Source organism: Microbacterium sp. NPDC055910 (assembly GCF_042271185.1).
Classification (GTDB): domain Bacteria; phylum Actinomycetota; class Actinomycetes; order Actinomycetales; family Microbacteriaceae; genus Microbacterium.
This window is the reverse complement of the sequence record NZ_JBHJZS010000023.1, coordinates 1-13,280: the sequence shown is the minus strand read 5'-3', so window position 1 is coordinate 13,280 and position 13,280 is coordinate 1. Positions and strand designations below refer to the sequence as shown.

The window sequence follows — 13,280 nt, the reverse complement described above, 5'->3', positions numbered from 1 at the left end:
CGACTCGACATGCCACGCTGGGGCCATGAAGGCCTGGCTCGTGCGTTTCGTGTCGCTCTACGTGTTCAACGTCGTCGTGCTGCTCATCGTCGGCATGCTGCTGTCCTCGGTGCGCGTCGGGTGGGCGGCCCTGTGGGCGGGCGTCGTGCTGACGGCCGCGACGATCTGGCTCAAACCCCTCGTCGGTCGGATGTTCCGCGGCGCCGCGGCGAAGTCGGCCGGTCAGCGCACGCGGCTCGGCGAGAAGCTCGTGCAGTTCGGGCTCGTGTTCGTCGTCGAGCTCATCGTGTGGATCCTCGTCGTCGTCCTCTCGGGCGTCAACGTGTCGGGCTGGTTCTGGGGCTGGGTCATCCCGCCCCTCGCCCTGCTGCTCGCCTGGGTCATCTACGACGCCGTCGACGACAAGATCGAGGCGCGCGCGGGGGCTCTCTACGACCGTGCGACCGGGGGTCGGGTCCGGTCAGCGGACGCGACCCCCGAAACGCCCGCCTCGGCGGCAGGCCGCCGCGAACTGAACGACGGCCTCACCGACGAGCAGCGGAAGATGCTCGACGGGCTCTGAATCGCCGCGGCGCCGCGGGTGCGGCCACGGGGTGGCGGGATCCGCTGGTCTGCTCTCGCGTCGTGGGCGGCGGGTGGCGGCCACGGGGTGCGGCATCCGCTGGTCTGCTCTCGCGCCGTGGGCGGCGGGTGGCGGCATCCGCTCGTGTCGACCTCGGAGAACCGCGCCAAGCTCGGACCCGCAAGCCCGTCCAGCCCGAACCCCGCGCGAGCCTCCGAACCCCGCGCGAACCTCCGAACTTCGCGAAGCCCCCACCCGACTCCACATCCCAGCCCCGGAGAATCGCGCCGCGGGCGGCAGGTGGCGGCATCCGCTCGTGTCGACCTCGGAGAACCGCGCCAAGCTCGGACCCGCAAGCCCGTCCAGTCCGAACTCGACGCGAGCCTCCGAACCCCGCGCCAACCTCCGAACTTCGCGTGACGCGCGACGCCTGACGCGCACGGTTGCGCATCTCGACCTCGGAGGTCGGCGCGAAGCTCGGACTCGCGCGGCCATCCCATCCGGACTCCGCGCGAAAGTCCGAACTTCGCGCGAAGCTCCGAACTTCGCGACCCGCACGCCGCGCGGTCAGGCCAGGGAGCGTTCGGCGGCCTCGACGACGTTCGTCATGAGCAGGGCGACCGTCATGGGCCCCACGCCCCCGGGGTTGGGTGAGAGGTAGCCGGCGACCTCGGCGACATCGGGATGCACATCGCCGTGGACCGTGCTCTTGCCCGTCTCGGGGTCGGTCTCCCGCGTCACGCCGACATCGAGCACGGCGGCCCCGGGCCTGACGTGCTCGGGCCGCACGATGTGCTTGACCCCCGCTGCCGCGACGATGACGTCGGCCTCGCGCAGGTGGCGGTCGAGGTCGGTCGTGCCGGTGTGGGTCAGGGTCACGGTCGCGTTGATGTCCCGGCGCGTCAGCAGCAGGCCGATCGAACGGCCGATCGTGACGCCGCGTCCGACGACGACGACGTGCTTGCCGTTCAGGTCGTAGTCGTTGCGCAGCAGCAGCTCGATGACGCCGCGGGGCGTGCACGGCAGGGGGGTCGTGATGGGCTTGTTGACGTTCAAGACGAGGCGCCCGAGGTTGGTCGGGTGCAGTCCGTCGGCGTCCTTCGCGGGGTCGATCCGCTCCAGGATCGCGTCGGTGTCGATGTGCTTCGGCAGCGGCAGCTGCACGATGTAGCCGTGGCACGCGGCATCCGCATTGAGGTCGTCGATGACGGCTTCGACGTCGGCCTGCGACGCGTCGGCGGGAAGCTCGATCTGGATCGAGTTCATGCCGATCGCCTCGGACTGACGGTGCTTCATGCCCACGTAGAGCTGCGACGCGGGGTCGGCGCCGACGAGCACGGTCGCGATGCCGGGCACGACGCCGCGCTCGCGCAACGCGTCGACGCGGCCCCTCAGCTCGTCCTTGATCGCCGCCGCCGCGGCCTTCCCGTCGAGTGTGTTCGCGGTCACTTCTGCGTCTCCATCAGGTCGAATTCGGCTCGCCCGCTCCGAGGATCGCCTCGAACCGTACCTTTCGCGGCGAACCCGACGCCCTCGACGTCTGTCTCGACGGAAAGGGTACGGTTCGGCGAAAGGCGCGGCGCCGGGCGGCTCCGGGCGGCTCCGGGCTACTGCTGCAGGTCGGGGTAGAGCGGGAACGCGGCGGTGAGGGCGGCGACGCGGGCGCGCAGCGCCTCGGTGTCGGCGTCCGGCAGCAGCGCGAGCGCGATGATGTCGGCGACCTCGGTGAACTCCGCATCGCCGAACCCGCGCGTCGCGAGCGCGGGCGTGCCGATGCGCAGACCCGACGTCACCATCGGCGGACGCGGGTCGTTCGGGACGGCGTTGCGGTTCACCGTGATGTGGATGTCGTGGAGCAGGTCTTCGGCCTGCTTGCCGTCGATCGCGGCGTCGCGCAGGTCGACGAGGACGAGGTGCACGTCGGTGCCGTCCGAGCGCAGCGTGATGCCGGCATCGGCGACGTCCTGCTGCATGAGCCGGTCGGCGAGGATCGCGGCCCCGCGCAGCACGCGCTCCTGACGCTCGGCGAACTCGGGGGTGCGGGCGAGCTTGAACGCCGTCGCCTTCGCGGCGATGACGTGCATGAGCGGACCGCCCTGCTGACCGGGGAAGACCGCCGAGTTGATCTTCTTCGCGATGTCGGGGTCGTTCGTGAGGATGAAGCCCGAGCGCGGACCGCCGATCGTCTTGTGCACGGTCGACGAGACGACGTGCGCGTGCGGCACGGGGTTCGGGTGAAGGCCCGCCGCGACGAGCCCCGCGAAGTGCGCCATGTCGACCCACAGGAGCGCCCCGACCTCGTCGGCGATCGCGCGGAACGCGGCGAAGTCGAGCTGGCGGGGGTAGGCCGACCAGCCCGCGATGATGACCTTCGGCTTGTGCTCGAGGGCGAGGCGGCGCACCTCGTCCATGTCGACGACGGACGTCTCGGGGTCGACGCCGTACGCGACGATGTTGTAGAGCCGGCCCGAGAAGTTGATCTTCATCCCGTGCGTCAGATGACCGCCGTGATCGAGCGACAGCCCGAGCAGCGTGTCGCCGGGGCGCGCGATCGCGTGCAGCACGGCGGCGTTCGCCGACGCGCCCGAGTGCGGCTGGACGTTGGCGAACTCCGAGCCGAACAGCTCCTTCGCCCGCTGGATCGCGAGCTCTTCGGCGACGTCGACCTCTTCGCATCCGCCGTAGTAGCGCCGGCCGGGGTACCCCTCGGCGTACTTGTTGGTGAGCACTGACCCCTGCGACTGGAGCACCGAGACGGGAACGAAGTTCTCGGATGCGATCATCTCGAGGTACCCGCGCTGTCGCTCGAGTTCGCGCTCGAGCACCTGCGCGATCTCGGGATCGACCTCGGCGAGCGGGGCGTTGAAGAACTGGTCGGTCATGACGGTCTCCTTGACTGCGGCAATCGGAGGGTTCGAAAGGTCACACATCGGCCCAGGCGTGCGGTCGAATGCCGTCGTCAGCCGCTCCCCGGTGGTGACCCACCTCAACGCCAGTCGCGACGCTCCGAGCATAACGGATGCCGCCGCCCGGCTTCATCGATCTGCACACGCACGGCGGCGGGGGCGCCGCGCACGAGGACGGGCCCGACGCGATCCGTGCCGCACGCCGGTTCCATCTCGGCCACGGCACGACGCGCGCCGTCGTCTCGCTCGTGACGGCTCCGCTCGATCGGATCGCCGAGCGGGCGGCCGTCGTCGCCGACCTGACCGGCTCGGAGCCGACCGTGCTGGGTGCGCACCTCGAGGGGCCGTTCCTCGCCCCCGACCACAAGGGCGCGCACGACGGGGCGCAGCTGCGGCATCCCGATGCGGACTCGGTCGCGCGCCTGCTCGATGCGGGGCGCGGCACGGTGCGCCAGGTGACGCTCGCCCCCGAGCTGCCGGGCGGTCTCGACGCCGTGCGCGCCGTCGTCGCCGCGGGCGCCGTGGCCGCCGTCGGGCACACGGGCGCCGATCTCGATCGCACCGCAGCGGCCTTCGCCGCGGGGGCGACGCTCCTCACCCACGCCTTCAACGCGATGCCGGGCCTGCACCACCGCGCGCCCGGTCCGGTCGGCGCCGCGACCCTCGATCCCCGCGTGACCCTCGAGCTGGTCGTCGACGGCCTGCACGTGCATGCCGAGGTCGTGCGCATCGCGTTCGCCGCGGCGCCGGGGCGCATCGCTCTCGTGACGGACGCCATGGCGGCGGCAGGGCAGCCCGATGGGCGCTACGAGATCGGCTCTCTCGCCGTCGACGTCGTCGGCGGCGCGGCCCGGCTCACCCGCGGCGGAGCGATCGCGGGTTCGACGCTCACCCAGGATGCCGCCTTGCGGCGCACGGTCGCCGCGGGCGTGCGCCTCGGAGACGCCGTCGCGGCTCTCACCACGACACCCGCACGCGTGCTCGGCCGCGACGACCTCGGTGCGCTCGAACCCGACCGGCTCGCCGATGCCGTGCTGCTCACGGGCGACTTCGAGGTCCGTGGCGTGTGGCTCGGCGGCCAGCGCGTCGAGACCGAGGAATGAGGCGGCCGCTGCATCCCCATGTGCAGCGGCCGCGACTCCCCCTGGCGAGACATCCGGCGGACTCGGAACCCCTCCCCCGAGCGGTTCTCCGAGTCCGCCTCCGGCTGCTCCGGACGGTTCGCCCATCGCGCCGTGCCCGGCTCCTGCCCCCCGACGGGAGTGCGGGCAATGTCTCTCACACCATGAGACGGGGGTCATGCCGATCTATTACGCGGGTTCCGGGAAATTCTTCTCCGCACCCGTCAGAAGGCTCATCCGGCGGCCGGAGAACAGGAGACAAACGGCCGTAGGGCGAGCAGAATGGGAAAGTCGCGTGATGATTCCCGTCTTCGCGCGTCTCATGAGTGGAAGGTGCTCGACCTTCCCTCAGCCACGTGGAGTCCGCATGACGATGAACGACACGCCCGGCGCCACCGAGCTCGGCGACGCCGACCTCGTGCTGCGCGCACGCTCGGGCGATGCGTCCGCGTTCGGCGAGCTGTGGCGGCGCCACTACCGGTCCGGTGTGACGGTCGCGCGTTCGGTCTCGTCGTCGCTCGATGCCGACGACCTCGTGCAAGAGGCCTACACGCGGATCTATCAGTCGATCCAGAAGGGCGGCGGACCGACCGGCTCGTTCCGCGCCTACCTGTTCACGAGCATCCGCAACACGGCGGCCGGTTGGGGACGCGCCCGCAAGGACACCGCCGTCGACGTCCTCGACACGGTCGAGGATCCGGCGACGACCGAGCAGGCGACGGATGAGGCCCTCGATCGCGGGCTCACGCACCAGGCATTCCGGAGCCTGCCGACGCGCTGGCAGGAGGTGCTCTGGTACTCCGAGATCGAGGGCATGAAACCCGCCGAGATCGCGCCGCTGCTCGGGTTGAAGGCGACCGCCGTCGCACAGCTGACGTTCCGTGCGCGCGAAGGCCTGCGCGAAGCCTGGATCCAAGCTCACCTGCGCTCGGTCACCGACGGCTCCCCCTGCCAGTGGACGATCGAGCGTCTCGGCGCGTACGCCCGCAGCAATCTGGGGCGCCGCGACCACGGCAAGCTCGAGTCGCACCTGGCGGAGTGCACGCGCTGCACGATCGTCGCGAGCGAGGCGAAAGAGGTGGGCAGTCGCCTGGCGCTCGTCCTGCTGCCGCTCACGATCGGCACCGCGGGTGCGGCCGGATACCTCGCCTCGCTGCAGGGCGGCGGTGCACCTCTCGTCGCCCTCGCCGCCATGCCCTCCACCGTCGTCGAAGGAGCCGTGACGATCGGCGGCTCGGGTGCCGCGACCCTCGCCCCCGCGGGATCGGCCGCCGGCAGCGGCGGGGCGCAGTCCCTGCTCGTGCCCGTCGGGCCGGCGAGCTCGGCAGCTTCGCTCGGCGGCTCGGCGTCGACGACGGCGGCAGTGACCTCGGGTGGCGCGGCAGCGGGAGTCGCCGGCGCGACGGTCACGGGCGGCGCCCTGTCCGGCATCGGCGCGATCACGGGGATCGCCGCCGCGAGCCTGCTCGTCGCAGGGTCGGTCGTGACGGCAGCCGTCATCGTGCCCGCCCTCACCTCGTCGCCCGTCTCGGCGCAGAATGCGATCGTGGAGACCGTCGCCGAAGCACCCGTCGACACCGACGAGCCCCTCGTGATCTCCACGCCCGCCCCCACTCCGTCCGCGCCGCTCACCGAGCCGACACCGCCCGCCGCGACCGTGCCGTCGCCGGATCCGCGCGAGACGGCACCGCGTCCGAGCGCTCCGCCCGTCCCGGCTCCGACGCCGCCCGCCGCGGACCCCGCGACGCCCACGCCGACACCGGCGCCGGATCCCGACCCCACCCCGACCCCGGATCCCGAACCGACCCCGACGCCGGATCCCGAGCCCACGCCCGATCCCGATCCCACGCCCGATCCCGAGCCGACCGACCCGCCCGAGCCCGTCCTTCCCGAGGGAACACCCGCGATCGACGACGTCTCGACGTGGTTCGAGGGCACGCGTCTGACGATCGGGTTCGACGTCACAGGAGACCCGGGCACGCAGGTGCACGTCACCTACAGCGGTGCGGATCGCGGCATCCTGACCCTCGACGGGGCCGGCGCCGCGCCCATGATCCTCCGCCCGACGGTCCTCGACCTGCTCATCGGTGCACGGCTCCAGCTCCAGTACATCGCGGGAGATCAGACCGGCCTCGTGCAGTCGTACAACGTGCAGGATCTCGTGTCGCTCGGCGACGGGCTCTGACCCGGCGAAGACAGCGCGGAGGACACCCGAGCGTAGACTGGAGCCCATGGCCGAGACCCCGTACGTGACGCCTCAGACGCCCGCCGCACCGGCGGCCGGAATGCGCACCCCGCTCTCCGGAATCGACGTGCTCGCGTTCCTCTGCCAGATCCTCGCGTTCGGCTCGCTCGCGTTCTGGGGCTTCGTCGCGTGGCCCTTCCCGTGGAACATCGTCGCCGGCATCGGCGCCCCCGCCCTCGCGATCCTCGTCTGGGCGTTGTTCGTCTCACCGCGCGCCGTCTTCGCCGTGCATCCCTTCGTGCGCGCCGTCGTCGAACTGCTCGTCTATGTCGCCGCGACGATCGCCTGGTGGAGCATGGACATGGCCTGGGTCGGCCTCGCCTTCGGCGTCGTCGCCGTCACGGTGGGCGTCTTCGCGGGCCGGCGGCGCTTGGCGTGACCGACCGCGCCGGTGTGCTCGCGCAGTTGCGCGCGGTGCTCGGCGATCGAGTCGACACGACGGATGCCGCGCGCGAAGCCGCGCGCGCCGACAAGTCCGGCCACGTGGCATCCGGAACGCCCCTCGCGGTCGTCCACGCGCGCAGCGTCGACGATGTGCAGCAGACCATGCGGATCGCGAACGCGACGGGCACGCCCGTCGTGACGCGCGGGGCCGGCACGGGACTCGCGGGCGCCGCGAACACGGGCGACGGTGAGATCGCGCTGTCCGTGCGCGGCATGGGACGCATCCTCGAAGTGCGCCCCGACGACCTCGTCGCCGTCGTCGAGCCGGGCATCCTCAACGCCGACCTCAACGACGCCCTCGCCGTCGAGGGACTGTGGTGGGCACCGGATCCGGCGAGCCGCGCGATCTCGACGGTCGGCGGCAACATCGCCACCGGCGCGGGCGGGCTTCTCTGCGCGAAGTACGGCGTCGTGCGCGATGCGGTCCTCGGTGTCGACGTCGTCCTCGCCGATGGGCGCTTCCTGCGGCTCGGACGACGCACCGTCAAGGGCGTCACGGGCCTCGACCTGACCTCGCTCATGATCGGGTCCGAGGGCACGCTCGGCGTCATCGTCGGTGCGACGCTCAAGCTGCGCCGTCTCGTGCCCGGCGAGGTGCGCACGATCGCCGCGACCTTCCCCGACGTGCGCGCCGCCGCGACGGCGTCGTCCGCCGTGACGGCCGCGGGACTGCAGCCTTCGATCATGGAGCTGATGGATGCCGCATCCCTCGCCGCCGTCCACGCGCTGCTGGCCCTCGCCGCGCCGACCCCCGGCGCCGCGCAGCTGACGATCCAGACCGACGGACCCGCGAGCGGCGATGAAGCCGCCGCCATCGCCGACGTACTGCGCGCCGCGGGCGGAGCCGTCGTGGTCTCCCGCGACCCCGAAGAGGGCGAGCGGCTGCTCGCGATCCGCCGCTCGATGCACCCCGCCATGGAGACGCTGGGCACGACGCTCATCGAGGACATCGCGGTTCCGCGCAGCGCCATGCCGGCGATGTTCGACGAGATCGCCCGTGTCGAGCGCGAGCACGGCGTCTCGATCCCGACGGTCGCCCACGCGGGCGACGGCAACCTGCACCCGAACTTCGTGTTCGACGGCCGACCCGACGAACACGGCATCGTCGAAGCCCCGCCCTCTATCTGGGATGCCGCCGACGACCTGTTCCGCGCGGCTCTGCGGCTCGGGGGCACGCTGACCGGCGAACACGGGGTGGGGGTGCTCAAGCGCCGCTGGCTCGCCGACGAACTCGGCGATGACCAGTGGCAGCTGCAGCGCGAGATCGCCCGCGTGTTCGATCCGCACGGCATCCTCAACCCCGGAAAGGTGTTCGACAGCTGAGCCGTCCACGGGCGTTTACCGAAACGTTAACGTCGTGGCGATCGGACCGCGCCCCGCGCGCCTGACACGCTCGGATACGATAGGGGGATATATCCGTTCAAGCCGGGGGGTTTCTGCGTGACGGATCTCGCGATCAAGCCTGGAGCCGAAGAGCCGACCAGCGCCGACGGCACGTCCGTCGATCCAGCTGAGTCGACGACCGCGGCGATTCCGCGCGCCGATGCCTCCGACCAGCCCGAGTGGGCTCCGCGCGACCCCGCGCCCAAGAAGAAGCACACGGGCATCTGGATCGGCGCCGGAGCCGGCACCCTCGCGGTCGCCCTCGTCGCGACGTCGCTCGTGCTCATCGCCCCGGGCACCTCCGTCGCGGGTGTGCCCGTCGGACTGCTCACATCGGGCGCGGCGACGGATGCCATCAACGAACGACTGGCCGAGACCGACGTGGTCCTGACCGGGGCCGGCGGCGACGTCGCGGTCAACGCACTGGATCTGGGCGCCACGGTCGAGGCCCGCGCTCTCGCCGACACGGCGTTCGCGGCGAGCCCGATGTGGAACGTCACGCAGTGGTTCCCCGAACCGATCGAGGCGTCGATCAGCATCGACCCCGAGATCGCGACGGCTGCGCTGCGCGCTGCGGCACCCGACCTCTACGTCGACCCGGTCGACGCGACACTCGCCTATGACGCCGAGAGCGTCAGCTTCATCACGACTCCCGCCGTCGAGGGCACCGGCGTCGACCTCGTCGAGCTCGGCGCGAGCCTCAACGCCGCGTTCGCCGAGGGTGAGACGACGGTCGCATTCGACCCGGTCGCCGCCCCCGTCGTCGCCGGCACCCCGACGTTCGTCGCCGAATCCGCCGCCGTCAAGCTCAACGGCGTCCTCGACACGGCCGGCTTCTACATCGGCGACGAGCGCACCGTGCCGATCACCCGCGAGCAGGTCGCCTCATGGCTCACCGTGACTCCGGGGCCGCGCGGCACGTTCGAGGTCGGTGTCGACGAGGCCGCCATCCAGGCCGTCGTCGATACGCTCCCCGCCGCGGTCAACCGCGAGGCGGCGAACGCGACGGTCGTCACCGATTCGGGGGGCGGCGTGCTCAATGAGCTGGCCACGGGCGTCGTGGGCCGCGAACTGGGCGATACGTCCGGCATCGCGGCGGCGTACGCCGAGCAGCTCGCGGCCGGCGAAGCCGCATTCGCCCTGCCGGTCACCGAGGTGCCGTTCGCGACGACGACACTCGCCCGCAACGTCGTGGTCGATCTCGGCGATCTGCGCACCTACCTCTACGAGAACGGCAACCTCGTCAACTCGTATCCCATCTCGGCCGGCAAGTCCTCGACGCCGACGTTCACCGGGTCGTTCCGCATCAACTGGAAGCGCAATATCCAGGACATGGGATGCTTCCCCGGAGCGCCGTACTGCACCGAGAACGTTCCGTGGGTGGCGTACTTCAACGGCGACCAGGCGTTCCACGGCGCCTACTGGCACAACAGCTTCGGTGCCGCGCACATCAGCAGCGGCTGCGTGAACATGCCCGTCGGCGCTGCCAAGTTCCTCTTCGACTGGGCGCCCGTGGGCACCGAGGTGCAGGTCCGCGCCTGACCGCCCCCGCATACGCCCCTGCCACGCGGCATCCGGTGTGAACGACGAAGGCCCTGCCCGCTGAGCGGACAGGGCCTTCGTGATCGGGCGGGTCAGATCCCGTCGATGATCGCGTTGAGCGTCGCAGACGGCCGCATGATGGCGGTCACGAGCTCGGTGTCGGGGCGGTAGTAGCCGCCGATCTCGGCGGGCGCGCCCTGCACGGCGAGCAGCTCCGCGACGATATCGTCTTCGGCCGACGCGAGTGCGTCGGCGACGGGTGCGAAGGCCGCGGCGAGCTCAGGGTCCGCCTGCTGGTTCGCGAGCTCCTGTGCCCAGTACAGCGCGAGGTAGAAGTGGCTGCCCCGGTTGTCGGTCGTGCCGAGCGCACGGCCCGGCGACTTGTCGTTCTCGAGGAAGGTCCCCGTCGCGGCGTCGAGCGTATCGGCGAGGACCTGCGCCTTGACGTTGCCCGTCACGGTCGCGAGGTGCTCGAGCGAGGCCGCGAGAGCGAAGAACTCGCCCAGCGAATCCCAGCGCAGGTAGTTCTCGGCCAGCAGCTGCTGCACGTGCTTGGGCGCCGATCCGCCGGCACCGGTCTCGAAGAGGCCGCCGCCCGCGAGGAGCGGCACGATCGAGAGCATCTTGGCGCTCGTGCCGACCTCGAGGATCGGGAAGAGGTCCGTGAGGTAGTCGCGCAGCACGTTGCCGGTCACCGAGATGGTGTCCTCGCCCTTGCGCAGCCGGTCCAGCGAATACCGGGTCGCCTCGGCGGGCGCGAGGATCTCGATCGTGAGGCCCGTCGTGTCGTGATCGGCGAGGTAGGTCTTCACCTTCTCGATGAGCGCGGCGTCGTGTGCGCGGTTCTCATCGAGCCAGAACACGGCCGGCGAGCCGGTCGCCCGCGCGCGCGTGACGGCGAGCTTGACCCAGTCGCGGATCGCGATGTCCTTCGTCTGCGTCGCGCGCCAGATGTCGCCCGCCTCGACCTCGTGCGAGAGCAGCACCTCGCCGGTGCCGCTGAGCACCTGGACCACGCCGGGCGCCTCGATCTCGAACGTCTTGTCGTGGCTGCCGTACTCCTCGGCCGCCTGGGCCATGAGACCGACGTTGGGCACCGTGCCGATCGTCGCGGGGTCGAGCGGGCCGCGCGCGATGACGTCTTCGATGACGGTCTGGTAGACCCCCGCGTAGGACGAGTCGGGGATGACCGCGAGCGTGTCCGCTTCGCCGCCGTCGGCGCCCCACAGCTTTCCTCCGTTGCGCACGAGCGCCGGCATCGACGCGTCGACGATGACGTCGGAGGGCACGTGCAGGTTCGTGATGCCCTTGTCGGAGTTGACGTAGGACAGCCGCGGGCCGTTCTCGAGGTCGGCCTTGACGGCGGCGGCGATCTCCTCGCCGCGCTCGAGGGCCGGCAGACCCGCGAGGATCGCACCGAGGCCGTCGTTCGGGCTCAACCCCGCCTGGGCGAGCTCGGCACCGTAGCGCTCGAAGACGTCGTCGAAGTAGGCCTTCACGACGTGGCCGAAGATGATCGGGTCGCTGACCTTCATCATCGTGGCCTTCAGGTGCACCGAGTAGAGCACGTCGTCGGCCTTGGCCGTCTCGAGCGTCTCGGCGAGGAAGGCGTCGAGCGCCTTGGCCGACAGGAAGGTCGCGTCGACGATCTCGCCGGGGAGCACCTTCAGGCCGGTCTTGAGCGGGGTCACGCTGCCGTCGGCGGCGACGTGCTGGATCGACAGCACATCGTCGGCTTCGATGAGGACCGACGTCTCGTTCGCCTTGAAGTCGTCGTGGCCGAGCGTCGCGACGCGCGTCTTGGATCCCTCGGCGAACGGCTTGTTGCGGTGCGGGTGCTTGCGCGCGTAGTTCTTCACCGACAGCGGCGCACGACGGTCGCTGTTGCCCTCGCGAAGCACGGGGTTCACCGCCGAGCCCTTGATGCGGTCGTACCGCGCGCGGACGTCCTTCTCTTCGAGCGTCGTGGCCTCGTCGGGGTAATCCGGGACGTCGTAGCCCTGGGCCTGGAGCTCGGCGATCGCGGCCTTCAGCTGCGGGATGGACGCCGAGATGTTCGGGAGCTTGATGATGTTGGCCTCGGGCAGCGTCGCGAGGCCACCGAGCTCGGCCAGGGCGTCACCGACCTGCTGCTCGGGCGCGAGCGCCTGCGGGAACGCCGCCAGGACACGGCCTGCCAGAGAGATGTCGCGCGTTTCGACGTCGACGCCCGCCCGGCCGGTGACGGCCTTGACGATCGGCAGGAACGATGCCGTCGCGAGCGCCGGAGCCTCGTCGGTGTAGGTGTAGATGATGGTCGAATCTGTCACCGGTCACGTCTTTCGTTCAGTCGGGATTCAGGTCTTCAGTCAAGATTCCAGGCTACCTCAAACCATCGAGATATCTCGATATCAAGATAATCTGCGCCGTCTTCGCACGGATGTGACGACGGATGCGTGACCCGCGACCGAGAATGCGGTTAGCCTGTCGTCTATGGGTGATCTGCGATTGGTCGAACTGTCAGCGGCGACGATCGTCGCCGTCAACAACATGTCCCTCAAGCCCGGCCAGGAGCAGTTCCTCGCGCCGGTGAGCTACGGGATCGCAGCGACCGTCGTGAATCCGCAGACGACGTGGCAGCGCGTCGTCCTCGACGGCGACGACGACGAGGTCGTCGGCTTCGTCAGCGCGAGCTTCGACCCCGAGGCGCCCATCGAGCACTTCCAGTCGATCCTGTGGCGCATCAACGTCGACGCCGATGACCAGGGCCGCGGCGTCGGCCGGTTCGCCGTCGAGCAGCTCCTCGAAGAGGCGCGCTCCCGCGGCATGGGCCGCGTCACGGTGATCTACGAAGCCGGCGAGGGCGGCCCCGAGGCGTTCTTCCGCCGCGTCGGCTTCACGCCCGTGGGCGAGACGGAGTACGGCGAGGTCATCGCCGAATTCGGCCTCTAGACCCGGCATCCCCCACTTCGCGAGACGGTCGTCGTCCGCGATCCTTTCGAGGACCCTTTCGGATGCCGGCACCCGGCCGCATCCGCCCGCCTCGGCGTGCCCCGATGTCCGCGCATACAAGACGAGGACGGGCCCCGGAGCATGTG

10 protein-coding genes and 1 riboswitch are annotated in these 13,280 nt (G+C 70.8%); of the genes, 7 read left to right on the top strand and 3 right to left on the bottom strand.

Features of this window, described 5'->3' with window-relative positions; translation table 11 throughout:
* The first annotated feature begins 25 nt into the window (after window positions 1-25).
* Window positions 26-562: a hypothetical protein gene (locus ACFC3F_RS10495; protein WP_376129168.1), complete on the top strand. Its 537-nt coding sequence runs from the start codon at window positions 26-28 to the stop codon at window positions 560-562.
* Window positions 563-1,129: 567 nt separating this feature from the next.
* On the opposite strand, the gene ACFC3F_RS10490 is transcribed toward ACFC3F_RS10495, so the two are convergent.
* Together ACFC3F_RS10490 and glyA are read right to left on the bottom strand one after the other, a co-directional pair.
* Window positions 1,130-2,011: a bifunctional methylenetetrahydrofolate dehydrogenase/methenyltetrahydrofolate cyclohydrolase gene (locus ACFC3F_RS10490; protein ID WP_376129166.1), complete on the bottom strand. Its 882-nt coding sequence runs from the start codon at window positions 2,009-2,011 to the stop codon at window positions 1,130-1,132.
* Window positions 2,012-2,169: 158 nt separating this feature from the next.
* Window positions 2,170-3,444 (bottom strand): serine hydroxymethyltransferase, encoded by a 1,275-nt coding sequence (gene glyA / locus ACFC3F_RS10485; protein WP_376129164.1) that lies wholly within the window; start codon window positions 3,442-3,444, stop codon window positions 2,170-2,172.
* 43 nt (window positions 3,445-3,487) lie between these two features.
* A riboswitch (ZMP/ZTP riboswitch) is annotated at window positions 3,488-3,572 on the bottom strand.
* A gap of 9 nt (window positions 3,573-3,581) precedes the next feature.
* On the opposite strand from glyA, the gene ACFC3F_RS10480 reads away from it, so the two are divergent.
* The 5 genes from ACFC3F_RS10480 to ACFC3F_RS10460 all read left to right on the top strand — a co-directional run bounded on the left by ACFC3F_RS10480 (window position 3,582) and on the right by ACFC3F_RS10460 (window position 10,203).
* Window positions 3,582-4,571, top strand: a complete 990-nt coding sequence (locus ACFC3F_RS10480) for an N-acetylglucosamine-6-phosphate deacetylase (RefSeq protein ID WP_376129162.1) — start codon at window positions 3,582-3,584, stop codon at window positions 4,569-4,571.
* Window positions 4,572-4,956: 385 nt separating this feature from the next.
* On the top strand, window positions 4,957-6,774 hold the full coding sequence (locus ACFC3F_RS10475; protein WP_376129160.1) for a sigma-70 family RNA polymerase sigma factor: 1,818 nt from the start codon (window positions 4,957-4,959) through the stop codon (window positions 6,772-6,774).
* A 46-nt stretch (window positions 6,775-6,820) separates the two neighbouring features.
* Window positions 6,821-7,213 (top strand): YrdB family protein, encoded by a 393-nt coding sequence (locus ACFC3F_RS10470; RefSeq protein WP_376129158.1) that lies wholly within the window; start codon window positions 6,821-6,823, stop codon window positions 7,211-7,213.
* Complete coding sequence (locus ACFC3F_RS10465; RefSeq protein ID WP_376129157.1) at window positions 7,210-8,601, top strand: FAD-binding oxidoreductase; 1,392 nt, start codon at window positions 7,210-7,212, stop codon at window positions 8,599-8,601. The genes ACFC3F_RS10470 and ACFC3F_RS10465 overlap by 4 nt, the downstream gene beginning before the upstream one ends.
* A 117-nt stretch (window positions 8,602-8,718) precedes the next feature.
* Window positions 8,719-10,203: a L,D-transpeptidase family protein gene (locus tag ACFC3F_RS10460; protein WP_376129155.1), complete on the top strand. Its 1,485-nt coding sequence runs from the start codon at window positions 8,719-8,721 to the stop codon at window positions 10,201-10,203.
* A gap of 92 nt (window positions 10,204-10,295) precedes the next feature.
* On the opposite strand, the gene ACFC3F_RS10455 is transcribed toward ACFC3F_RS10460, so the two are convergent.
* Window positions 10,296-12,512 carry an NADP-dependent isocitrate dehydrogenase gene (locus ACFC3F_RS10455; protein ID WP_376129153.1) on the bottom strand — a complete coding sequence of 739 codons (2,217 nt, stop codon included), beginning with the start codon at window positions 12,510-12,512 and terminating at the stop codon, window positions 10,296-10,298.
* A 163-nt stretch (window positions 12,513-12,675) separates the two neighbouring features.
* Between ACFC3F_RS10455 and ACFC3F_RS10450 the strand changes: the two genes are divergently transcribed.
* Window positions 12,676-13,134, top strand: coding sequence for a GNAT family N-acetyltransferase (locus ACFC3F_RS10450; protein WP_376129151.1), 459 nt, complete (start codon window positions 12,676-12,678; stop codon window positions 13,132-13,134).
* Window positions 13,135-13,280: the final 146 nt, after the last annotated feature.

Excerpts from the sequence above, each read along its gene's own strand:
- ACFC3F_RS10470 (WP_376129158.1), top strand. The coding sequence starts at position 6,821 with ATGGCCGAGACCCCGTACGTGACGCCTCAGACGCCCGCCGCACCGGCG.
- ACFC3F_RS10480 (WP_376129162.1), top strand. The coding sequence starts at position 3,582 with ATGCCGCCGCCCGGCTTCATCGATCTGCACACGCACGGCGGCGGGGGC.
- ACFC3F_RS10495 (WP_376129168.1), top strand. The coding sequence starts at position 26 with ATGAAGGCCTGGCTCGTGCGTTTCGTGTCGCTCTACGTGTTCAACGTC.
- ACFC3F_RS10475 (WP_376129160.1), top strand. The coding sequence starts at position 4,957 with ATGACGATGAACGACACGCCCGGCGCCACCGAGCTCGGCGACGCCGAC.
- ACFC3F_RS10450 (WP_376129151.1), top strand. The coding sequence starts at position 12,676 with ATGGGTGATCTGCGATTGGTCGAACTGTCAGCGGCGACGATCGTCGCC.
- glyA (WP_376129164.1), bottom strand. The coding sequence starts at position 3,444 with ATGACCGACCAGTTCTTCAACGCCCCGCTCGCCGAGGTCGATCCCGAG.